The sequence below is a fragment of the Bacillus sp. EB01 genome, from assembly GCF_000613125.1.
Classification (GTDB): Bacteria; Bacillota; Bacilli; order Bacillales; family Cytobacillaceae; genus Bacillus_D.
This window is the reverse complement of the sequence record NZ_HG964497.1, coordinates 3,354,846-3,375,808: the sequence shown is the minus strand read 5'-3', so window position 1 is coordinate 3,375,808 and position 20,963 is coordinate 3,354,846. Positions and strand designations below refer to the sequence as shown.

Sequence of the window (20,963 nt, the reverse complement as noted above, 5' to 3'; positions counted from 1 at the left end):
ATTACTATACCACGAAACCTTCCCGTCTGTATATTTTCGTATTTTATAATAAATTTACCATTCCGAATATTATGCCTTTAATCCCCCCTGGTAAAAGCCTCTTTTTATGCTAACCAAAATTGCCCCTGTAAGTCGAAATGTTGTACATTTAGTTCGAAACCCAATCTATTTTCAGGAGGAAATACGATGCAGTATCGCAGATTAGGGAAAACCGGTTTAAAGGTTAGCGAAATCTCGCTCGGCAGCTGGCTCACATACGGAGGCTATGTTGAGGGCCAAAAGGCTGAAGCCTCAATCGATAAAGCCTACGAGCTTGGCATTAATTTCTTTGACACAGCCAATGTATACATAAAAGGCGAAGCTGAAATCGTCGTCGGCAAGGCGCTCAGCAAATACCCGCGTGAATCTTATGTGCTTGCCACAAAAGTTTTCGGCAAAATGGGCGAAGGCCCAAACGACAAAGGCCTCTCCCGGAAGCATATTACCGAACAAGCAAATGCAAGCCTTAAGCGGCTCGGCACCGACTATGTTGACCTCTATTACTGCCACCGCTACGACCCTGAAACACCGCTTGAGGAAACGTTGCGCGCGCTCGATGACCTCGTGCGCCAGGGAAAGGTTCTTTATATCGGCGTTAGTGAATGGACAGCCGAGCAAATCACCGACGCCGTACACCTTGCCGATAAAAAGCTTCTTGACAGAATCGTTGTCAACCAGCCACGCTACAGTATGCTTCAGCGCTATATCGAAGAAAGCATCCTGCCTGTAAGCGAAAAACACGGCATTGGGCAGGTAGTCTTTTCCCCGCTTGCTCAGGGTGTCCTGACCGGCAAATACCAGCACGGACAAATTGCACCTCCCGGCAGCCGTGCTTCCGTGGAGGGATACGAGTCTCTGTTCGGCCTATTAACTTCCGAAAACCTTAACAAAGTCGATCAGCTAAAGTCAGTTGCGAACGAACAAGATTTAACACTGTCCCAACTCGCCCTAGCCTGGGTTTTGCGCCAGCCCGGTGTATCAAGCGCCCTAATTGGAGCAAGCCGCCCCGAGCAAGTTGAAGAAAATGTCAAAGCCAGCGGCGTCAAGCTCGATCCAGAAATCGCAGCTAGAATTGAAGACATATTACGCTAATGCTTTTTTTGAAAAATTGGCCGTTGCCCTAGAGTAAGTAGCTCATGCCTACAACCAAGGTTTAATTTCCACCCATTTAACAAAAGATAACCTAAAGGCTATCGATGATGCCTTCGTTTCACAAATCCTGCACCCGAGGTGAATCGAATGAGCTACAGGAACATGCTAGACCCACGTTCAGGGCTTTTTCACCACACAACTGCACGCCGGAAGCACACCAAATCGCAGCTTAACGGAGAAACGCGCATGTCTCAAACAGAGATTATCCTGCGGAGCAACGCCAAAGCGCATCGCTGGTAATCACTGGGCAGGTGAAACGAAAGAGCGGCATCCTTCAGGGGGTGCCGCTTCTTTTTTAGGCTTCACGCTAACGTTCTATATATTTCGATAACTCTCTTAATAGTTGTTAACCCTGATATAGTGTATATAATCCAGCTGCATCCCCTTCTGTATAAGGATTGATCACCAAAAAACCAGCATGTTATTAACGCCTTTTCTATCCACACTTTTGTGTTTCTTCGCTCGTTTTGGTATCCTTCTGCTATACAACTTTAGTGAATGAAGGTAGATTTTTTATGATAAAAGAAAAATTGATTGCCATTTGGGATTGGATAAAGCGGTTCTGGAAAAGGAAGCATTTAACACAGATTCTTCTCCTTATTGGACTCATAACAATATTACTAACTATTTTGTTCTTTGCCTTCCTGGCCAGCCGCGCGAATGTTGAATCGCTTAAGGAAGGTTTGAGCCAGTCGACCGTCATTTACGACGGAAATGGGAAGAAAGCGGCGCAAATTACCGCAAACCGGGTTGGGGGTACTAAAATTGAGGAAATCCCCCAGCATGTAAAGGATGCTGTTCTTTCGATTGAAGATGAACGGTTTTATCAGCATAACGGGTTTGATATAAAAGGAATAGCGCGTGCGTTCTTTGGAAACCTATTCGCAGGCCAAATAACGGGCGGCGGCAGCACGATTACCCAGCAGCTGGCTAAGAACGCACTCCTCTCACCTGAACAGACGTATAGAAGGAAGGCTGAAGAACTCTTCCTGGCAGCTGAGCTTGAGGATGCCTATAAAAAAGATGAAATCCTTGAAATGTATCTGAACCAGGTTTATTTTGGGAGCGGCGCCTACGGAATCGGCTCGGCAGCCAAGAAATACTTCAATAAGGATATTAGCGAAGTAACAATCAGCGAAGGGGCTGTATTGGCTGGCCTGCTAAAGGCACCTTCCGCCTATGACCCGTTCAGGAATTACGACCGAGCCTTGGAACGCCGAAATATTGTTCTTGGGAAGATGAAGGAACTAAAAAAGATTTCGAATGCGGAACACAAGCAGGCAGTTTCCGAAAAAATTAACTTAAATGATGGCGGAGGAACACCAGTTGAACGGAAGTTCCCTTATTATGTTGACGCAGTCCTTGACGAGGCTGTCAAAAAATACGGCCTTACACAGGATGAAATTTTAACAAGAGGCTATCGAATTTATACTCAATTGAATCCAGACTTGCAAACCGCACTAGAAAATGTCTATAAACGCGACTGGCTGTTCCCGCGCGGGCGCGGAGGCGAGATTGTCCAGAGCGGGGCGGTTCTAGTTTCGCCAAAAACAGGCGGAGTTCTGGCTGTTGTCGGCGGACGGGGCGAGCATGTTTTCCGCGGTTTCAATCGCGCAACCCAATTGAAAGCACAGCCAGGTTCAACGATGAAACCTCTCGCGGTCTACACCCCCGCTCTGGAGGAAGGCTACTCGGCAGATTCTGAACTTATGGATGAACCGATGACATTCGGGGACTACAAACCGGAAAATGCTACTAGAACCTTTCTAGGCAAGGTTCCGCTGTATGAAGTGGTTGAAAAGTCGCTCAATGTGCCAACTGTTTGGCTTCTGAACGAAATTGGGGTTTCCAGGGGTGCGGAAACAGCGGAGAAATTCGGTATTCCAATTCAAAAGGAAGACAGAAACCTTGCACTCGCGCTTGGCGGCATGCACCATGGCATCTCTCCTCTCCAGCTTGCATCAGCCTATTCTGCACTTGCGAATGGCGGAGAGCGAAATGAAAGCCATTTTATTACGAAAATCGTCGGTCCGACTGGTAACGAAATTGCCAGCCATGATGAGAAGTCAGTAAAAGTAACCTCAAGAGGAACAGCTCGTGAGATGACCTCAATGCTGCTTCGAGTGGTTGAAAAAGGAACTGGCCGTTCTGCACGTGTACAGGGCCTAGATATCGCTGGAAAAACTGGTTCTACCCAGCTGCCGTATGCCGATATTAATGGTACAAAGGACCAGTGGTTTGCAGGTTATACACCTGAAGTGGCCGGTGCCATCTGGCTTGGTTATGACCGTACCGACCGTGAACATTACTTGACTACAAGTTCCTCACAAGGGGCAGCTCCTCTCTTCGGAGCCATAATGAAAGAGGCAAAGCCATTTTTGGCAGAAGAATCTTTCGGTATAAATACTGCTGGAGAAAAAGGTGATCCTCTGATATCGACTGAAGATCTTCTCAAAAAAACAGAAAAGTTTAGAGAAGAAGTCAGCAAAACCGCTGAAACTGCGGAAGAAACAATTAAGGAAAAAGCCCCTGAATGGGGAGAAGCAATCGGACGCGGCGTTGACGCAGTCGTCGATGGCTTCGGGAGGCTGGCCGATAAAGTCAAGGAGCTTCAATAGAAATGATTTAGTGATTTTGAATACTAAAAAAGCTCATCCCTTAATGGGACGAGCTTTTTTTGTGCCGTTTAATTGAAGTTGCGATATGCTTTAGCCCTTCGACAGGCTGCTTGAATGAATATTTCCTGATTCCGGGTTTCTTTGTTCTGATCTTCAGGGCCACAAGTTTTGCATTAATAAATTGATAAGCTTTATCGATTTTCAACATTTTTACCAAAACAAGCAGAAGGTAAAAGAACGTTCGGATCGCTCCCTGAGCTAATCTATAAAGGAAGTTCGGTTTCTGAACCTTTTCGGTTTCAACAACAGTTGTCTCAATCTCAGATGTGTCTTCCTGGCTGATCCATTTATCGTAAAGCCGATTTTTCCAAAGATATTGTCCTGCTTCTTCAATCAGGATCAATACGAGCAACACTCCTATTGCAACAGCCGCCCACTCCATAGACACATCCCCTTTTTAGCAGTTTATGTTCCTACCTTTCCCTTTACCTCTGATTGGAAAAATTAAACTGATAAATGGGGATATAATTTCTTTTTTATAGGCTGTGTTAAACAAGTCTGTTGATTTCCGCTACCGGCGCTTCGCTTTCCGTGGGGCGGGCGGTGAGCCTCCTCATCGCTTTGCTCCTTCCACTCCAATCAACACTGCTATAAATTCAACAATATCCTTAAACTAGCCTTTTTAAAAAATAATCACGCCCAAAAACAAAACAATCAACTTAACCCATATATTGAAAACTAGGCAGCCCTTTTGTAGCTGTCCTGACTTTGAAAACTCCTCCGGCATTTGGGTACTTCTTCAATTCTTCTTCAGACATTCCATCGCGGGCAGTTGTCACATACAAATCCAAAAGGTCTTCCCCGCCAAATGCACAAGATGTCACATTTAAAGCAGGAATTTCAACCTCAGTGACCAAATTGCCGGTTGCCGGGTTCCAGCGCGATACCTTTCCCCCTCCCCAATGGGCAATCCATAGGTGTCCCTCGCTGTCAATCGTCATGCCATCCGGAAAACCGTCCCCTTCAGGTATGGTAACAGCAATCTCAGGATTTCGAATGCTGCCGGTTTCAAGGTCATATTCAAACCGAACCACATTTCGTGTCGGCGTATCGATGAAATACATAAAGCTATGATCAGGCGACCATGCGAGGCCGTTTGATATTCCAAGTCCATCAAGCTTCTTAGTAAGAATACCGTCGGTTTCAAGGCAATAAAGTGACCCCTGCCCCTCCTTGCCGCTCATGCTCATCGTTCCAACCCACAACCTTCCCATCGGATCGCATTTCCCATCGTTAAAACGAATATCCGGGTTATCGCCCTCTGGATTGATAATTAAATCAAAGCTTCCCAGTTCGAGATCAACAAAATACAAGCCGTTTTCAAGCGCGGCGACAGCACCTCCGGATTCCCTCGGAACAATAGCGCCAATACGCTGTCCTGCTTCAATGGTCCGGCGCTCCCCGCTTTCTAGGCTGAAGATATGAATCATCTTTCCTTCAATATCAACCCAATACAATTCACCGTATTTTTTATCCCAGCTCGGCCCCTCACCTAGCACAGCCTTTGCGTCTATAACATGCTCCACATCTCCAATCATCTTGACCCTCCTCATTCATTACGTCCTACCTGATTTTAACCTTTAAAACACATAAGCAAACCTTCTCCTTAAACGAAAAACCGCCCGGCAGCTTCTGCCTGGCAGTTTATAAGGATCTTTAATATTTTAGTGGCCAATGTCCCCCTAAGCCCTTTCATTACAAAAAGAAATTTTGGGCAGACCTGGACTTCGGGTTCTCTTACTTTATTTCTAAGCCACCCATAACGGAGATGACAGAGACGCTTCCGCTTTTGTTGTTAATAACTCCCTGAAAAATCCAACAGGGTAATGTGCGTAGCCTGATAGTAAACCAGGATGGCGGCAATTACGATTAGAGCCACAACTAAAAATTTCCACTTTTTTACTAACATTTCGGTCTCCTCCTCATGGACCCTGTTTTCTCTTTTCTAACATCCCATGTACTGTGTATCTTCATTATAAGCTGTAAACAGACGTCAGCCTTATGCGATTTATGTCAGGAATGCAAACGATTTTTGACCAATTTGTCAAAATTTTTAGGTAACCGCTTTCAAAGGGTTGAGTTTGGTTTTATTCGGGTAAAAGACATTGTTAACAATATGTATAGCTTATAATGGGGAAGGATTTGCATGATGAAAAAAAATAAGACAATGATGCAGTTTTTTGAATGGCATTTGGATGCGGATGGAGGCCATTGGAAGCGCCTTAAAGAAATGGCCCCAGCTCTCACCCATATGGGGATTGATGCGGTCTGGATTCCTCCAGTAACCAAGGCAACCACACCTCAAGATAATGGCTACGCCCCCTATGACCTATACGACCTTGGTGAATTTGATCAAAAGGGCTCGGTCCGGACAAAATACGGAACCAAGGATGAGCTCCTCGAAGCAATCAAGGCCTGCCATGACCACGGTGTGGAAGTTTACATTGATGTTGTCATGAACCATAAAGCAGGTGCCGATGCGATGGAAAAATTCAAAGTCGTAGAAGTCGACCAACTGAATCGGAACGAAGTCATCTCTGAACCGTTCGAAATACATGGCTGGACGCGCTTCGATTTTCAGGACAGGGCCGACAAATACTCCACCTTCAAGTGGAACTACACTCATTTCAACGGCACAGATTATGATGAAAAAACAGGACGAACCGGCATTTTCCGAATCCTCGGTGAAAATAAATCCTGGAGCGATCATGTTGATGATGAATTTGGAAATTATGATTATTTGATGTTCGCTAACTATGATTATGACCATCAAGACGTCCATGATGAAATGATCAGCTGGGGCAAATGGCTTGCTGACATAACAAATTGCGATGGATACAGGCTTGATGCCATTAAGCACATTAACCATAAATTCATTAACGACTTTGTTCATACATTGATAGAACACCGAGGCGAAGACTTCTACTTTGTCGGGGAATTCTGGAAACCAGACCTCGAGGCATGCCAGCAATACCTTGATATCGTCGACTTCAACATTGACCTATTCGACGTTTCACTTCATTATAAATTGCACGCTGCATCAAAAGCTGGACGGGAATTCGATCTAACCACCATATTCCACGATACGCTTGTCAATTCACATGGCAGCCATGCTGTCACATTTGTCGACAATCACGATTCCCAGCCTCATGAAGCGCTTGAATCCTGGGTTGAAGATTGGTTCAAACCAAGTGCCTATGCCCTCATTTTACTCCGGCAGGACGGGTATCCGTGCGTATTTTACGGAGATTACTTTGGAATCGGCGGGCCAGAGCCAAAGCCAGGCATAAAAGATTGCCTCAACGCCTTGCTCAAAGCAAGAAAAACAAAAGCATATGGCGATCAGGACGATTATTTCGATCATCCCAATACAATCGGCTGGGTCCGCAAAGGCACTGATGAAATCGAAAAATCCGGTTGCGCAGTACTCATTTCAAATGGAGACGCTGGAGAAAAACGAATGTATGTCGGCGAGCACCGCGCAGGGGAAAATTGGCGTGATCTTACCGGGCACAGTCAGGATGAAATCACCATTGAAGAAGACGGCTGGGCAACTTTCACAGTAAACCCTGGCAGCCTCTCCGTCTGGGCCCTTTTGTGAAAAATGGACGATGCCATCAGGGGATAAACACGCCTAGTTTAGAGCAGTCACCAAATCAGTTTGAAGTATAGTCCAAATTATATCGTGAATTTTTGAGACGTTCACCGGGTTTTAAAGCCAACCCTTTTAATTTAAGTGTAAAAAATCCGCCAAATACGGCCATTCACCCCACTCTTCAAACCTGTATAATGTAAAGTGAAAGGCACCTTATTTTTCCAATGAAAGCGGGATTTCGCTATGCAGACGAGCAGGTTAAGATGGTTTGTTGTGACGGTTATTTTGGGAATGATGTTGGCAGGATGCAGCTTCGAGACAGCCGGGGAGCTAGTCCAGCTGGCAGAGAAAAAGAGCATCCTGCTTCAAAATGAGACCGATTATGAGAAACGGTTTGAAACATACGGCGGAAATGCTTTTTCAGCAATCGACCGGCAAGTACTCCTTGAAGCAAGGGAAGCGTATGAACAGGCACTTGCAGAAGTAAAAATAGTCAAGAAACAGGAACATTCAGACGAATTACAAGCCAGGCTAGAACTAGTGAAGGATTCCCTCGATCAAGCAGATGCATACGAAAGCCTTAGAATGGAAGCCTTATCAATGGAAAAATCAACCGAAGAAATCGTCAATCTACTTTCTGAAGGCGAGTCCGATTTAGCCCTGATTTCCCGTTTGGATGATTTCAAACGGAACCTGGAGCGAATCAGCAAAATTTCAGAGCCGCTTGAAGGATTAATGAAGGAACACTTTGACACTCTGTATGTTGAACCTGCCGAAATAACGCTCCGCGAAGCAATGAATTCTTTGGACGGTGTCAGTGCCTATTAACAAAAAGGTGGTCTCCTATTTTAGGAAACCACCTTTTTGTTTACTCACAGGCATTAATGCATACTTTTAAAAGTTAAAATTATCCGGATCGGAACCGACACGTTGATTTTTGTTTAATGCATCGATTTTTGCCATATCCTCACTTGAAAGTTCAAAGTCGAAAATAGAGGCATTTTCAATAATCCGCGTTTCCTTAATGGACTTTGGAATGGTTATAACGCCATGCTGAAGATCCCAGCGAAGAATTACTTGAGCAACTGATTTGTTGTACTTCTCCGCTATTTCTTTCAAGGTTTCATTATCCAATAGCTGGCCTTGAGCAAGCGGAGACCATGCCTCAAACTGGATCCCCTGCTCTTTGCAGAATTCACGAAGCTCGACCTGTGCCAAATGGGGGTGAAATTCGACCTGATTAACCATTGGCTTAATCTCTGCATCCTCAAGGATATCTTTCAAATGGTGAACATGGAAATTGCTGACCCCGATTGCCCGGACCTTACCTTCTTTATATAAAGTCTCAAGCGCGCGCCAGGTTTCCTTGTACTGCCCTTTCACCGGCCAGTGAATCAGATACAAATCGAGATACTCAATCCCAAGACGATGCAAGCTTGCTTCGTATGCTTCCAAAGTTGTCTCGTATCCCTGATCGGCGTTCCATACCTTTGAAGTTACGAATATATCTTCTCTTTTTAATCCATTTTCCTCAAGTGCTTCACGCAATGCCTGGCCAACGCCTTCTTCGTTTTTGTAAACAGCTGCCGTATCGATGCTCCGATAGCCATTGCGGATCGCTGCCTTAACAGAATGGATAACTTCCTGGCCTTCCTTCACCTTGAAAACGCCGAGCCCAAACCAAGGCATCTCAACACCATTATGAAGTGCGACAGTATCGTGCAAATGTGTTGCTGTCATCTGCTATTCCTCCCAAGCTTTCTATGTATGTACCAGCGGACTACTTTGTTCCGCTAAACATTTTTATCATGCCACTCCACTTCCATGAAAGCAATTACAAAGTTTTACTTTGAACAACTTTTTTAGTGCCTGAATTCTATCGTATTTCCAAAACAAATAACCGTACGCGCATGTGTGCTGTACGGCTTTTGTGTAATTCCTCTAGAACCGATGACCCCTGCCAATCGTGGCTGGAAAGAATCGTCCCTCGTTTTATCGTTATGTTCATTTATGAAACTGGTTATGGCATAAACCTGTGCTTTACACTAAAAACTTAAATGTTGCATTCAGGAACATCTTAACACCAATCTCAAGCGCATCTTCATCAATGGTGAAACGCGCATGATGGTGTGGATAGGTAATACCTTTTTCTTCATTTCCTGCCCCAACATAGAAAAACGCGCCAGGAGCCTTTTGCTGAAACGCTGAGAAATCCTCACCGCCCATATTTGGCCTCATCAAATCAAGTGCCTGTTCACCAAATACTTCGCGAACTGTTTCCTCGATAACCCTTGTGACTTCCGCATCATTGATAACCGGGCGATAACCGAATTCATACTTGAACTCATATGTCGCACCGTGCGCTTCAGTAATCCCTTTTATCACCCGTTCCATTGTTGCAGGAACTGTTTCGCGAAGCTTAGGATCAAAACTGCGCACTGTTCCACACATTTCAACTGACCCCGGTATGACGTTGTGGGATGTCCCGCCAGTGAACTGGGTAACAGACAAGACAAGATTATCAAGTGGATCCGTGTTCCGGGAAACGATATGCTGCAGGTTGGTCACGACTTGTGCAGCAATGGCAATCGAATCAATCGTCTGCTGCGGCAATGCAGCATGGCCGCCTCTACCCTTTACCGTAATCCAAAAGGCATCCGGTGAAGCCATCATCGGTCCATAGACAACACCTACTTTTCCAAATGGCAATGGTGACCATAGATGGGTTCCGATAACAAGATCAACCCCGTTCATGACTCCGGCCTCAACCATTTCCTCTGCACCACCAGGGCCAACTTCTTCAGCGTGCTGGAAAAGGAAGCGGACTTCACCTTTTATATTTTCCTTAAGGCCGCTCAAAACTTTGGCGGCTCCCAGCAGCATTGCTGTATGTCCATCATGTCCGCAGGCATGCATGACACCAGGAGATTTGGAAGCAAAGTCAAAATCGTTCTCTTCCGTAATTGGCAGTGCATCCATATCAGCACGAATTGCAAGCACCTTGCCTGGCTGGCTGCCAATCAGCCTGGCCATTACACTTGTTTTAGTCGGACGGGATAATTCCAGTCCCCCAAAAGACTCCAAAGTTTCATAAACAAACTGAGCGGTTTTTTCTTCCTGAAAAGATAACTCAGGATTGCTATGTAAATACCTTCTCCATTCAATGACCTGGCCTGTAGTGCTTTCTGCCAGCTGATTTAAATTTATCGTTGCATTTGTACCCATATATGAATCTCCTCCAACAATTATTATTTCGCTATTCTAAATACTTATACTTTACAGCAAAGCGTCTTTGTTTTAAAGCATAATCTTTTGCGAAAAAAACATTTAAAAACACCATCCGCTTCAATGAAGCTGGGATGGCGTTTTATTAGGCAGCAAGCTCCTTCCTTCGAAAAACAATGATTGAAAGAATAAGTAAAATTACAATAACAATTGCCGCGAGTATTGCTGCCATTACTGAATGTTGCGGAAAGCTGCCTTCAACAACAAAAGTTCCAGCATAGTCGGATAGCTGCGCCGGGCTCCATTCTAGCACATGGGAAAGAGTACTGCTGACAATTGTAAGTAAAATGACAGAACCAAGCGCCGCAAAGCCAGCTGCTCCGGAAACAAAGAAAATGGAGCTGAAGAAGATTGCCACAGTCACAACAAATGTCAGCCATAAACCTTCAAGGAAAAAGGCGCCAAAAAAGTTGCCCATATTAACCCAGTCGAACAATAGTCCGGTATAATACCAGGAAGCTATAAACCCTATGAAAAACGACACCCACACAAGCAGCAGCACTCCTGCCCATTTTGCAGCGATAAACGACGTATGTGAAACGGGTTTTACAAGTATCATAGCTGCTGTTCCGCTCTTTCGTTCCCCAGCGACTAGTGACATCGTTATAAGGACGACAATGAGTATTCCAAGTGTGTTAAATTGGGACATACTTGCAATTAGTACTTCTGGAGGACTAGGTTTCGGGATACTTATTTCTGCCCCCTCTGGCAAACCGCCAACGGCATTCAGAATATCTTGCATATAATAACTGACTAATGGTTCTTGGACTCCGAGCAGGATGAACGTTATTGGAACCCAAATCCACTTGAAGTTTCTCCACATCTCGAGGATTTCCTTTTCAAAAAGTGTCAGCCACTGTTTCATTTTGCCACCACCTTCATGAAAATGTCCTCTAATGTCATACTGCTCGTTTCGAACTTTGTAAGCGGCAGTTCCTGTTCTGCAGCCTCCTTTAAAAAAACTCTCCTGGCCAGATCAATATCGCTCACGTAAACATTAAGCTGGCTGCCGAGGAAATTAGAATTGTGGACAAATGGATACGAAGTAAAGGATGAGGCAAAAATTTCTGCATTATCTTTGAATTGCAGCTCAATTTTGGACTCGCTGTGGCGCTTCCTCAAATCATCCATTGTTCCTGATTCGACGATTTGCCCATTATGTAAAAAAAGCAACTCGTCACAAACCTCTTCGGCATCATTCAATATATGAGTGGAAAAAAGGATCGTTGTTTCTCTTTTCAGTTTTTCCAATAGTTCAAGGACTTCCCTCCGTCCAAATGGATCCAGGGCTGAAACAGGTTCATCAAGCATGATCAGCTTTGGGCGATGGATAAGTGCCTGTGCTATGCCCAATCTCTGTTTCATGCCCCCGGAATATTTGCCTACTGCCCTTCGGCTGGCGTCTGCTATCCCTACCAATTCCAATAATTCACTCGTCCGCTGTTTCGCTTCTTTCGTCGAGAGACCTGCAAGCCTCCCTGCATAACTAAGAAACTCTGAACCTGTCATCCAGTCATAAAATACTGGATATTGTGGCAGATACCCAATAAACTTTCGGATATCCTCGCCTTTTTGAGCATCGGTGAACACAATCGTTCCAGAAGAAGGTTCCATTAATCCAGACAGCATCCGCAGTGTTGTTGTCTTTCCGGCCCCGTTTGGACCAAGCAAAGCCGTACATTTTCCTTTTTTTAAAACAAAATCAAGGCCCTTGATGACTTCACTACCCTTGAAGTTTTTCCTCAGCCCATCAATTTGGACAAGAGGCATCAGTAATTTCTCCTTCCAAAAACAAAATAAAGAATCGGTCCGAATGTGGTAATAACCACTATAACAATTGCCCAAACCCATTTAGGACCATTCGTCCTCTCTATACGAATCAGATCAACCAACGCCACCACTAGCAACAGTAGTGAAATCAACAGCACCGGAAGCAGCAAACCCCAGCTAATTCCTTCTAAAGCTTCCATAAAACATCCCCCTATTCGTGACTTTTCACCTAATCTAAAATAAGTATATCAAGAGTTTACAAAAAATCTACTCATTATTTTCATTTTTGATAATAAAATTTTCAAAGATTTAGTAATAAGTAGATAACCAAAGTTTATTAAAGGCTCCCTGTTATTTTAGAACTAAAAAAAGAGGGGTCTTACCCCCTCTTAATGCTCTTTCGTTCTATAATGGCAAAACAGTATCTCGGCCACGGTGAGGAGGGCTGCAGCAATTCCAAACAGGAGTACTCCGAACACCTGGCTAATTCCGTCTATTGCAATTTCGAAGAACCACAGATAGGAACATAACAAAAACAGGATTGTATTCATTCCGGTAAAAAATATCCCATTCTTTACGTTTTTGTTTTTAATGCGAATGAATGAGAAAACGATGCCTGCTACAAAAAATAATGTGAGCGCACTGAAAAAAAACACGGTATCTAACATCCTTCCATTCCTCCCCTTAACCTCTATTTAAGTGGAACATAGCCAATTTCACCAACAATGTACTGACCCTCCGGACCTTGCATCCATTCGAGGAAAGGCTTTATGTTCTTATTTGGATTGTCTTTTAAAGTGACAGCGTAAAGGTTTACAACAAACGGGTACTTCCCTGAACGGATGTTTTCCTCACTCGGTTCAATTCCGTCAACAGATATCAGTTTAATCTCCTTACTTGGATTCATGCCGGTTGCGAAAAAACGGAACGAATATCCAAGCGAATTTTTATAATTGCGGTAGTTTGCCACTTCCTCTATCAGGTCCCCCATCCCCATTACTTCTTCCTTCAGCGGATTCATTAAAGGCGTATCACCCATGACCATCTGCATGACCGTTTGCGATCCTGAATCTTCTGGACGCTGAAAGGCTCTAATTTTATCATCATTTCCGCCCGCTTTGCTCCAGTTTGTTATTTTTCCGGAATAAATATCTTTGATTTGATCGATTGTCAGGTTATTTACAGGATTTTTGCTATTTACAAAAAAGACAAATGCTTCCTTGCCGATTGGAGTCGTTACCAGCTCCTTATCAAATCGCTCTGCCAACTCTTTTTGTGCCTGGGATGGCTGAGCACCAAAGAACACATCTACTTCTCCATTCACCAGCCGTTCGAACGCATAAATCGTGTTATAAAAGCTGACAATTTCTACTTGCCGTTTTTTATCATAATTTTCAGCGCTGATACCTGAATACACTTCATTTGCAAAGGCTGAATAGACTGGGAATGCTGCCTCCGCCCCGTCGAGGACGGGCATATCTTCTTTTTTCTCAATTTTAAATGTAGCTGGTGCATCAAGCCTCGGAAGCTTGTTGTCTGGATAATTTACGTAATAGGGTTCCAGGTCAACACTTGAATAGCCATTGCCATATTCAAAGCCGTATGATGGGAGAACTTCCTGGCTCCTTTGCCAGTGGACTATGCCTATCACCGAAAAACAGACTATAAAGGCCGTAGTACCAGAAAAGATAGCATCCACCCTTATAGGGCTTTTCCTTAAAAAGATCATATAGCTTACCAGGAAAGTGGAATAATAGAGGAATGGCGCCAACAATCCCGCTATATGCTGGCCGGTTAAAAAGGTAATAAAACTGTTTGGCAAGAAAGGAAAGAATCCAAAAACATAGACTCCCCACAAATCAGCTCCTAAAAATCCTTTTGTAATAATCATTAACAAAGCAGCCAGGATTGCTGCCAAAAAAGCAGGGATGGCGACCGGTATATACCTTGCAGCCTGCGATATGGATGCTTTATCGTTTTTCGCAAACTGATGCGCGGCAAAAACAGCCCCTGCAATATACAACAAAAGCACAGGGTATCCAATCTCTTTGTTCCGTACCATCATAATTCCAAGTGAACCAAATGAAAGTACAAGTGGTGCAACAACAAAGAACATTAACACTAAAACCGTTTTCCTTTTCAATTTTCCGCCCCCAAACAGTTTCTTTGGTGTAATTTTACACTAAAGGTGAGGGGGAGCGCAATACCTTCTGGCTAAATTTTCCGATAATAAAAAGAGGGCACTAGGCCCCCTTTACTAACAAAATTATAATTTGTAAACGTTTGTGTACTTGTCTTCCAGGTATTCAATCAAATAGCCGGCATTCAACTCTTCGCCAGTAGCGCTGACGATTAGTTCGCTTGGACGATAGAGTGCACCATATTGATGGATTTTTTCCTTTAGCCAGGCATCCACTGATGCAAAGTCGCCCTTTGAAATAGCCGCTTCAAATTTAGGGACATCCTTCTTAATAGCTTTCAGGATTTGGGCAGCATACAGGTTTCCAAGCGAATAAGACGGAAAGTAACCAAATCCGCCGAAGGACCAATGTACATCTTGCAGAACCCCCTCACTATCTGATGCTGGAACAACACCAAGATACTCCTCCATCTTGTTATTCCATACTTGTGGAAGATCAGCGACCTCAAGCTCTCCACCAATCAACGCCTTCTCAATTTCGTAGCGTACCATAATGTGGAGATTATAGGTCAATTCATCCGCTTCTATCCGGATCAGCGATGGCTTAACAGTATTAACAGCCTGGTAGAAATCTTCTTCCATAACATCCCGAAGCTGTTCCGGGAACATTTCAACTAGTCGTGGATAGAAATAATTCCAGAACTCCCTGCTTCGGCCCAGCATGTTCTCTAAAAACCTTGATTGTGATTCATGAATACCAAATGAAGTTCCACTGGCAAGAACGGTGTCTTCGAACTTTTTATCAATATTTTGCTCATATTTACCATGGCCCGCTTCATGGATGGTTCCGAAAAGCGCACTTAGGACGTTTTCTTCAAGATATCTTGTTGTGATTCTGACATCACCTGTATTGATTGCAAGAGCGAAAGGGTGGACTGTTTCATCGAGCCTCCCTGCTTCCAAGTCGTACCCAATAATGGGTAGAATATATCGATTGAATTCCTTTTGTTTTTCAATATCGAACCTTTGATCAAAAATATGTGCTGGTGTTTGTGTTGGCGACTCCTTGATCCGATTCAGCAATTCAACACTCGATTGCCTCAAGGCTGAGAACAGTGAATCAAGTTTTTCGACCGTAAATCCAGGCTCATATTCGTCAAGCAGTGCATCGTATGGATGCTTTTCATATCCATAGATTTCAGCAAATTTCCGTTTGAATGCAACGATTTGCTCAAGATATGGTGCAAAATGTGCAAAATCATTATTTTCTCTGGCAAACTCCCAGGCGTCATTTGCCTCGGCAGTCAAGATGGAATATTCTTTGAACATCTCCTCAGGTATAGCTTTTGAACGTTGATAAAAGTCATTCCGTTCACGCACCTGGGCAGCTGTAACCTCGTCCAGTGCCATTTGTGCCTTTTCACTGGTCAGCTCCTCCAACAATCGTCCCATTTCTTCTGAAATGGAAAGCTTAAATGCCTCAGTCCTGAGAGTCCCAATCGCTTTTGCGAACCTGGCACGCCCTTTCTTCGGAGCCATGACCTTCTGATCCCAATCAGTCAGGCCGGCAATACTTGAAAAATGAGAAATCTTTTCGTCCAGAGCTTTAAAGTGCTGAATCGTTTCCTGAAGTGAAACACTCGCCACGTTCTGTTCCATATGTATGAAATCCCCCTTTGTGCTCAACCAGCATTCTTTTTGTCTTTTTCATGCTGTTGTGGATTAATTAAACCACAACTTACAGTATAATTTCAATTTTCTGTAATTCTTTAAGGAAGAAGTTGATTTTTGAATTTAATGGTTGAGGTTTCATAAGTTTACCTATGGAAATTCCTGATTAACGTTACCTATTAGTTAATTTGGGGTAAAAATAAAGGAAATAGAGACAAGGAGGCAAACATCTATGTTCATCGTTTATGTAAGTATTGCTATTTTTCTGGCTGCAATTTGTTATCTAGGGTTTTCTGCATTTAAAACACTGAAAGCATCAAAGCCAGCCATTAACCAATTGAATGAAACGATTGCCAGGATTCAACGCAAAGTTGATACGATAAGAGTCGAAACTACGTATTTAACTGAAAGCCAGCAGGAGATCAAGGAAGATATCGACTATAAAAAAGAAGCAATTCAATTCACAACAGATGCTGGTAAAAGAACCCTCAATACCTTTAAGAAACTGGTTAAAATCAAACCGCTGTCAAAAGCATCCCAAAAAAAGAAGTCTAGAGGACCTGCATATTAAAACCCGTGGCCACTGTCTGGTTTTAAAGTTTAAATTTAAGAAATAGTGGTCTTTCCATTTAGCACAAGAAACTTACTAGGCAATTCAAAAAAATGAGCGAAGAAAAATGCTTGGAGCAGCTCCAAGCATTTTTTTATAACAATTTTTTATTGAGGATTATCAAAACTATATTGAACCAGTATTTTTTGCTTTCTTATAATCTTCATAGGCTTGTTGTACTTTATCTTTAGCTAGATAAGCTAAAGAAATTCTTTTATGAATATCGTTTAGAAGGTATAGTCCTCTAAAAATACTGCCTACAATAATTCCAAAGGCAATGATACCAGCGATTTCTGGAGGACCAATAGTAAATAAAAAGAACCCTAGGATTGCACTTAAAACAATAGATAGGAACAAAGACATCCAGACACCTCTTACTATATATACCCTACAATTACTATTCCTTCTGGATTACCAATACTCCTTCTTTCAATCATAAAGAAATAGTCCAATCCTGTTGCGAATTGGACTTTTATATGCAGAGTTAGTTGGATTAAGTTCTCTTGCTCAAGATTCAACTCTTTACCCACGGTTATGGTGTTTTTAATATTAATCACTTTGCTATCAATCGCTTTCAAAGTGATAGCAGTTTGATAATCCGCTGAATTTATCCTTTATTATCAAGCTTTTCGGCAGATTTCTTAATTAAATCTGGCAGCCACTGGTGAACGTCGGAAAATTTATATCCTCTTTCCTTCGCTTTTTCATTGCTCATTATCCAGGAGGCTCTAACTCCATATGGAGAGTGATTTTCGTCGGTTGCTTGCTTTGCAAGATGTGCCTTTTTTCCAGTGGCAACTTCAATTAAAGTAATAATTTCTTTCATTTTTACCGTTCCATTGGAACTTCCATTGATCGGGCCAGTAACATCGGATATACCCGCCCAGGCAATAAAGTGACCAGCTTCTTTTGACAGGATATAATCCATTTCTGCTTCTATATCCGGGAAAAAGATATCTTCTCCTGCCAGAACCTTTTTAATATGGAAATCAAGCCGGCCAGTATAATCCTCCGCTCCCATAACAATTGGTATTCTGACTGCAGCCACATCAAACGGGGCCCTTTGGAAGAACACTGCCTCTGCTTGACGCTTTCCTTCCCCATATTCAAGTTCATTATTGCTGTCCACTGCAAAGTTATATGTATATGGGTCAAAGTCTGATTCCACATAAGATGGCTTCGGCTCTAGACTGTCATAAACAGATTTAGTTGAAGTGAAAACATACTTTTTAGTTTTTCCTCCGAAAGTCTCTATTGCTAGAAGAGCTTCATTAGGTGTATAGCAAATTTGATCGAAAACTATATCCCATTTTGTATCATTAAAAGCATGCTTGACGCTTTCTGGTTTTGTACGGTCCACAACGATCGAATCAACTTTTTTAGAAAAGCGCGGTGTCGTGTTACCCCTTGTCGCCACTGTAACTGCAAAATCATTCTCCAGCAACGACTCCACTAAATGCACGCCAAAAAACCGCGTTCCTCCTAAAACTAATGCCTTCTTCATTCATAGTTCCCCCTTCCCCAGCTTACTTCTATTATAAAAGAATTAAGTTCCAGTGACACGAATTAGTAAGAGGAAGTTTTAAATCTTTAAGCCTTGTAAAGCTTCTAGGAAGACTGGGCTGGCCGTTTCCCTTTTTTATATAAGAACCAGCCAATTCCAAGCATCAGAATTGCAATGCCGTCAAAACTTAAATCATAAATAACCGAGTAGGGGCTATATGGCCTTACGTGGTGAATACGGAGCAAATGATGATTTACAATTCCTTCAACCAGGTTGAAGCCTCCGGCACCTAACAAAAAACTGCCCCAAAATGTATATAGGCTTCCCTTTCTCCCTGAGGTATTATCCTGCCACATTAATACACCGGCAATTAAGATGACAACCGTTACAAATAAATGAAATAGTCCATCACTGAAAATCTGGCCTTCACGGTTTGTATGCATATATATACTGTGCCATTGTAAGAGCTGGTGGAGAATAATTCCATCTAGCATACCGATGATGCCAATTCCAAATAGAAACGGTCCCCAAAATGATTTCATTAGAGCTGCCTCCTTCCTTTTTCATACTGCCATTATTGCCGGATTACCAAGGGCATAAACCCAAATTGAACTGGGTATCGGGGGCCAACCAGACCAACATTTCCCAATCAACTTTGGTACAATTTCCCGTTTTTAGTCTTCTCATGAGGGTAATAGATTCTTGTGCATTGATAGCAATCCTTGTGCTTTACCATTGAAAGGAGGAATAAATATGTTTTATCACATTAAAGAACTCCAATTTGAGGCAAAACCGGACAGGCCTGATCCGTTATTCGCAAAAAAGGTTCAGGAACTCATAGGCGGTCAGTTTGGTGAAATGACTGTTGCCATGCAGTACCTATTCCAAGGCTGGAGTACTCGAGGAAATGAAAAGTACAAAGACCTTCTTCTCGACATTGGGACTGAGGAAATCGGCCACGTGGAAATGCTAGCTACCCTGGTGGCCAGACTCCTGGATAAAGCTCCTGTAACCGCACAGGAAGATGCCGCGAAAGATCCGCTGATTGGTGCCGTTATGGGCGGAATGAATCCGCAGCATGTTATAGTATCAGGACTTGGTGCACGACCTAGTGACAGTGTCGGCAATCCATGGATGGGAAGTTACATTACATCAAGCGGAAACCTTCTTGCCGACTTCCGTTCAAATCTTCATGCAGAATCTCAAGGCCGGCTTCAGGCAGTAAGATTGTATGAAATGACCGATGATCGTGGTGTAAAGGATCTCCTGTCTGTATTGATTGCCCGCGATGCCTATCATCAAAATCAATGGATGGCAGCCATTGCCGAGCTTGAGGAGATAGAAGGCAAATTGACACCAAGCACATTCCCACGCGAGAAGGAGCGGCTTGATGTCGCCTACAATCTTTATAACTTCTCTGCAGGTGAACAAAGTGCCACAGGGCGCTGGGCCCAGGGGCCAAGTCTGGACGGCCAGGGCGAGTATCAGTATGTGAGTGAGCCAAAGCCGGAAGGAGTGAAGCCGGAGCTATCTCCTGCACCGCCAAATGTCCATAACACCCTCCCGCTTGATATGGAACAAAGAAAACTTCATAAAGAGTAAAAAAATAGGCTCCCGTCAAAAATGACGGAAGCCTTTATTGTGTTTAAAAAAAATCCAATTCCTTTAATGCTTGCTCCAGATTGCTATGGATTGCGATATTTTCAAGGTTGATTCCGAGGTTTACGAAGGTTTTACTGATTTCTCCCCTCATCCCTGTAATGACCGGTTTGACACCCAGCAAGTTTAGGGAACGGAGCAATTTGAATAACACTTCGATTCCAATCAGGTCTACCTCCACTACTCCGGATAAATCGATAACCAATGTTTCCAGCCTTTTTTTAACACATGTATCCAGAGTATCAACGATCAGGGTTTCCGAGCGCATTTCATTTATTTCACCAATCAGCGGCAAGACAGCCAGCTTTTGTGTAATAGGAACAATGGGTACCGAAATTTTTAGATAAAGATCCCGGGATTCTTTTAACAATTTTTCCGCATTGCTTGTAAAAGCAGTGCTAAAGCCATGAACCATCATATTAAAAATATGGTCTATCTCACTGATTACATGGAGCATGTCGTCAGGTTCAGCGTTAATCTTCTTGCCTTCCTCAAAAATAAACAACCATATTACATTTTTATAAACTGTAGCGCCTTTAATGGTGTTGCCCAGGTCACCATTATTTTCAACAGAATAAAAGCCTATCCCTTCTCCCCATTTAAACGCCTGCTCCTTTACATCTTCATCTTTCAGCCCTTCGGAAACCATCCTGACTAAATCATAGAAGTATCGTGTGGTACGTTCTTTTGCTTCCTCATTTACAAATTCATAATTATAGAATCGGGACATTTCTTTCATTAATGTTTCGGTGAGCGATTCATTATTCTCTTCGATTTTATCGCTAAAATGCTGTTTGAGCTCACTTAGTTTCATGGGCATTTTTTCGCTCCTACTATTGTTGGTTTTAAATCCACAGTAT

Annotated in this window: 21 protein-coding genes; 7 read left to right on the top strand and 14 right to left on the bottom strand. The window is 43.2% G+C overall.

Translation table 11 applies throughout. From position 1 onward, the window contains the following. Window positions 1-186 precede the first annotated feature (186 nt). The 3 genes from TY16_RS15450 to TY16_RS15445 all read left to right on the top strand — a co-directional run bounded on the left by TY16_RS15450 (window position 187) and on the right by TY16_RS15445 (window position 3,809). Window positions 187-1,131: an aldo/keto reductase family protein gene (locus TY16_RS15450; RefSeq protein ID WP_043932747.1), complete on the top strand. Its 945-nt coding sequence runs from the start codon at window positions 187-189 to the stop codon at window positions 1,129-1,131. A 147-nt stretch (window positions 1,132-1,278) separates the two neighbouring features. Next, the gene (locus TY16_RS25785; RefSeq protein ID WP_081773008.1) at window positions 1,279-1,431 is read left to right on the top strand and encodes a YpzG family protein; all 153 of its coding nucleotides are present in this window, start codon (window positions 1,279-1,281) and stop codon (window positions 1,429-1,431) included. 275 nt (window positions 1,432-1,706) lie between these two features. Beyond that, window positions 1,707-3,809, top strand: a complete 2,103-nt coding sequence (locus tag TY16_RS15445) for a transglycosylase domain-containing protein (protein WP_043932746.1) — start codon at window positions 1,707-1,709, stop codon at window positions 3,807-3,809. Between the two features lie 40 nt (window positions 3,810-3,849). Here the strand turns inward: TY16_RS15445 and TY16_RS15440 are convergent, their stop codons facing one another. Both TY16_RS15440 and TY16_RS15435 read right to left on the bottom strand, forming a co-directional pair. Further along, window positions 3,850-4,251, bottom strand: coding sequence for a hypothetical protein (locus TY16_RS15440; RefSeq protein WP_043932745.1), 402 nt, complete (start codon window positions 4,249-4,251; stop codon window positions 3,850-3,852). Between the two features lie 277 nt (window positions 4,252-4,528). Further along, window positions 4,529-5,407 (bottom strand): SMP-30/gluconolactonase/LRE family protein, encoded by an 879-nt coding sequence (locus TY16_RS15435; RefSeq protein WP_043932744.1) that lies wholly within the window; start codon window positions 5,405-5,407, stop codon window positions 4,529-4,531. A gap of 611 nt (window positions 5,408-6,018) precedes the next feature. Between TY16_RS15435 and TY16_RS15430 the strand changes: the two genes are divergently transcribed. Continuing rightward, complete coding sequence (locus tag TY16_RS15430; protein ID WP_043934774.1) at window positions 6,019-7,470, top strand: alpha-amylase; 1,452 nt, start codon at window positions 6,019-6,021, stop codon at window positions 7,468-7,470. Window positions 7,471-7,707: 237 nt separating this feature from the next. Continuing rightward, window positions 7,708-8,292: a hypothetical protein gene (locus TY16_RS15425; RefSeq protein WP_043932743.1), complete on the top strand. Its 585-nt coding sequence runs from the start codon at window positions 7,708-7,710 to the stop codon at window positions 8,290-8,292. 66 nt (window positions 8,293-8,358) lie between these two features. Here the strand turns inward: TY16_RS15425 and TY16_RS15420 are convergent, their stop codons facing one another. The 8 genes from TY16_RS15420 to TY16_RS15385 form a co-directional block, all read right to left on the bottom strand. Continuing rightward, complete coding sequence (locus tag TY16_RS15420) at window positions 8,359-9,204, bottom strand: aldo/keto reductase (RefSeq protein WP_043932742.1); 846 nt, start codon at window positions 9,202-9,204, stop codon at window positions 8,359-8,361. Window positions 9,205-9,504: 300 nt separating this feature from the next. Then, on the bottom strand, window positions 9,505-10,689 hold the full coding sequence (locus TY16_RS15415) for a M20 family metallopeptidase (RefSeq protein ID WP_043932741.1): 1,185 nt from the start codon (window positions 10,687-10,689) through the stop codon (window positions 9,505-9,507). Window positions 10,690-10,834: 145 nt separating this feature from the next. Next, window positions 10,835-11,614: an ABC transporter permease gene (locus TY16_RS15410; RefSeq protein WP_043932740.1), complete on the bottom strand. Its 780-nt coding sequence runs from the start codon at window positions 11,612-11,614 to the stop codon at window positions 10,835-10,837. Then, window positions 11,611-12,519: an ABC transporter ATP-binding protein gene (locus tag TY16_RS15405; RefSeq protein ID WP_043932739.1), complete on the bottom strand. Its 909-nt coding sequence runs from the start codon at window positions 12,517-12,519 to the stop codon at window positions 11,611-11,613. Before TY16_RS15405 ends, TY16_RS15410 begins: the two co-directional genes overlap by 4 nt. After that, entirely contained in the window at window positions 12,519-12,719 is a 201-nt protein-coding gene (locus TY16_RS15400) for a PLD nuclease N-terminal domain-containing protein (protein ID WP_043932738.1), read from the bottom strand. Before TY16_RS15400 ends, TY16_RS15405 begins: the two co-directional genes overlap by 1 nt. A 189-nt stretch (window positions 12,720-12,908) precedes the next feature. Then, window positions 12,909-13,187: a hypothetical protein gene (locus TY16_RS15395; RefSeq protein ID WP_043932737.1), complete on the bottom strand. Its 279-nt coding sequence runs from the start codon at window positions 13,185-13,187 to the stop codon at window positions 12,909-12,911. A gap of 23 nt (window positions 13,188-13,210) precedes the next feature. Beyond that, complete coding sequence (locus tag TY16_RS15390) at window positions 13,211-14,662, bottom strand: PstS family phosphate ABC transporter substrate-binding protein (RefSeq protein ID WP_043932736.1); 1,452 nt, start codon at window positions 14,660-14,662, stop codon at window positions 13,211-13,213. A gap of 123 nt (window positions 14,663-14,785) precedes the next feature. Then, a complete protein-coding gene (locus tag TY16_RS15385; protein ID WP_081773007.1) occupies window positions 14,786-16,318 on the bottom strand; it encodes a carboxypeptidase M32 in 1,533 nt (510 codons plus the stop codon). Window positions 16,319-16,562: 244 nt separating this feature from the next. On the opposite strand from TY16_RS15385, the gene TY16_RS15380 reads away from it, so the two are divergent. Then, complete coding sequence (locus TY16_RS15380) at window positions 16,563-16,901, top strand: DUF948 domain-containing protein (RefSeq protein ID WP_043932735.1); 339 nt, start codon at window positions 16,563-16,565, stop codon at window positions 16,899-16,901. A gap of 165 nt (window positions 16,902-17,066) precedes the next feature. Here TY16_RS15380 and TY16_RS15375 read toward each other — a convergent pair whose 3' ends face one another. The 3 genes from TY16_RS15375 to TY16_RS15360 all read right to left on the bottom strand — a co-directional run bounded on the left by TY16_RS15375 (window position 17,067) and on the right by TY16_RS15360 (window position 18,986). Then, entirely contained in the window at window positions 17,067-17,303 is a 237-nt protein-coding gene (locus TY16_RS15375) for a hypothetical protein (RefSeq protein WP_043932734.1), read from the bottom strand. Window positions 17,304-17,547: 244 nt separating this feature from the next. Then, window positions 17,548-18,444, bottom strand: coding sequence for an NAD-dependent epimerase/dehydratase family protein (locus TY16_RS15365; protein WP_043932732.1), 897 nt, complete (start codon window positions 18,442-18,444; stop codon window positions 17,548-17,550). A gap of 104 nt (window positions 18,445-18,548) precedes the next feature. Beyond that, the gene (locus TY16_RS15360) at window positions 18,549-18,986 is read right to left on the bottom strand and encodes a DUF2243 domain-containing protein (protein ID WP_043932731.1); all 438 of its coding nucleotides are present in this window, start codon (window positions 18,984-18,986) and stop codon (window positions 18,549-18,551) included. Between the two features lie 211 nt (window positions 18,987-19,197). Between TY16_RS15360 and TY16_RS15355 the strand changes: the two genes are divergently transcribed. Then, window positions 19,198-20,046: a manganese catalase family protein gene (locus TY16_RS15355; RefSeq protein ID WP_043932730.1), complete on the top strand. Its 849-nt coding sequence runs from the start codon at window positions 19,198-19,200 to the stop codon at window positions 20,044-20,046. A 43-nt stretch (window positions 20,047-20,089) separates the two neighbouring features. Here the strand turns inward: TY16_RS15355 and TY16_RS15350 are convergent, their stop codons facing one another. After that, window positions 20,090-20,923: an STAS domain-containing protein gene (locus TY16_RS15350; RefSeq protein ID WP_043932729.1), complete on the bottom strand. Its 834-nt coding sequence runs from the start codon at window positions 20,921-20,923 to the stop codon at window positions 20,090-20,092. Between the last annotated feature and the right edge of the window lie 40 nt (window positions 20,924-20,963).

What these genes read in the sequence shown, in the direction of transcription:
- TY16_RS15385 (WP_081773007.1), bottom strand. Translation starts at nt 16,318, where the DNA reads ATGGAACAGAACGTGGCGAGTGTTTCACTTCAGGAAACGATTCAGCAC.
- TY16_RS15420 (WP_043932742.1), bottom strand. Translation starts at nt 9,204, where the DNA reads ATGACAGCAACACATTTGCACGATACTGTCGCACTTCATAATGGTGTT.
- TY16_RS15450 (WP_043932747.1), top strand. Translation starts at nt 187, where the DNA reads ATGCAGTATCGCAGATTAGGGAAAACCGGTTTAAAGGTTAGCGAAATC.
- TY16_RS15410 (WP_043932740.1), bottom strand. Translation starts at nt 11,614, where the DNA reads ATGAAACAGTGGCTGACACTTTTTGAAAAGGAAATCCTCGAGATGTGG.
- TY16_RS15405 (WP_043932739.1), bottom strand. Translation starts at nt 12,519, where the DNA reads ATGCCTCTTGTCCAAATTGATGGGCTGAGGAAAAACTTCAAGGGTAGT.
- TY16_RS15445 (WP_043932746.1), top strand. Translation starts at nt 1,707, where the DNA reads ATGATAAAAGAAAAATTGATTGCCATTTGGGATTGGATAAAGCGGTTC.
- TY16_RS15360 (WP_043932731.1), bottom strand. Translation starts at nt 18,986, where the DNA reads ATGAAATCATTTTGGGGACCGTTTCTATTTGGAATTGGCATCATCGGT.
- TY16_RS15440 (WP_043932745.1), bottom strand. Translation starts at nt 4,251, where the DNA reads ATGGAGTGGGCGGCTGTTGCAATAGGAGTGTTGCTCGTATTGATCCTG.
- TY16_RS15350 (WP_043932729.1), bottom strand. Translation starts at nt 20,923, where the DNA reads ATGCCCATGAAACTAAGTGAGCTCAAACAGCATTTTAGCGATAAAATC.
- TY16_RS15430 (WP_043934774.1), top strand. Translation starts at nt 6,019, where the DNA reads ATGAAAAAAAATAAGACAATGATGCAGTTTTTTGAATGGCATTTGGAT.
- TY16_RS15375 (WP_043932734.1), bottom strand. Translation starts at nt 17,303, where the DNA reads ATGTCTTTGTTCCTATCTATTGTTTTAAGTGCAATCCTAGGGTTCTTT.
- TY16_RS25785 (WP_081773008.1), top strand. Translation starts at nt 1,279, where the DNA reads ATGAGCTACAGGAACATGCTAGACCCACGTTCAGGGCTTTTTCACCAC.
- TY16_RS15415 (WP_043932741.1), bottom strand. Translation starts at nt 10,689, where the DNA reads ATGGGTACAAATGCAACGATAAATTTAAATCAGCTGGCAGAAAGCACT.
- TY16_RS15435 (WP_043932744.1), bottom strand. Translation starts at nt 5,407, where the DNA reads ATGATTGGAGATGTGGAGCATGTTATAGACGCAAAGGCTGTGCTAGGT.
- TY16_RS15355 (WP_043932730.1), top strand. Translation starts at nt 19,198, where the DNA reads ATGTTTTATCACATTAAAGAACTCCAATTTGAGGCAAAACCGGACAGG.
- TY16_RS15380 (WP_043932735.1), top strand. Translation starts at nt 16,563, where the DNA reads ATGTTCATCGTTTATGTAAGTATTGCTATTTTTCTGGCTGCAATTTGT.
- TY16_RS15400 (WP_043932738.1), bottom strand. Translation starts at nt 12,719, where the DNA reads ATGGAAGCTTTAGAAGGAATTAGCTGGGGTTTGCTGCTTCCGGTGCTG.
- TY16_RS15425 (WP_043932743.1), top strand. Translation starts at nt 7,708, where the DNA reads ATGCAGACGAGCAGGTTAAGATGGTTTGTTGTGACGGTTATTTTGGGA.
- TY16_RS15365 (WP_043932732.1), bottom strand. Translation starts at nt 18,444, where the DNA reads ATGAAGAAGGCATTAGTTTTAGGAGGAACGCGGTTTTTTGGCGTGCAT.
- TY16_RS15395 (WP_043932737.1), bottom strand. Translation starts at nt 13,187, where the DNA reads ATGTTAGATACCGTGTTTTTTTTCAGTGCGCTCACATTATTTTTTGTA.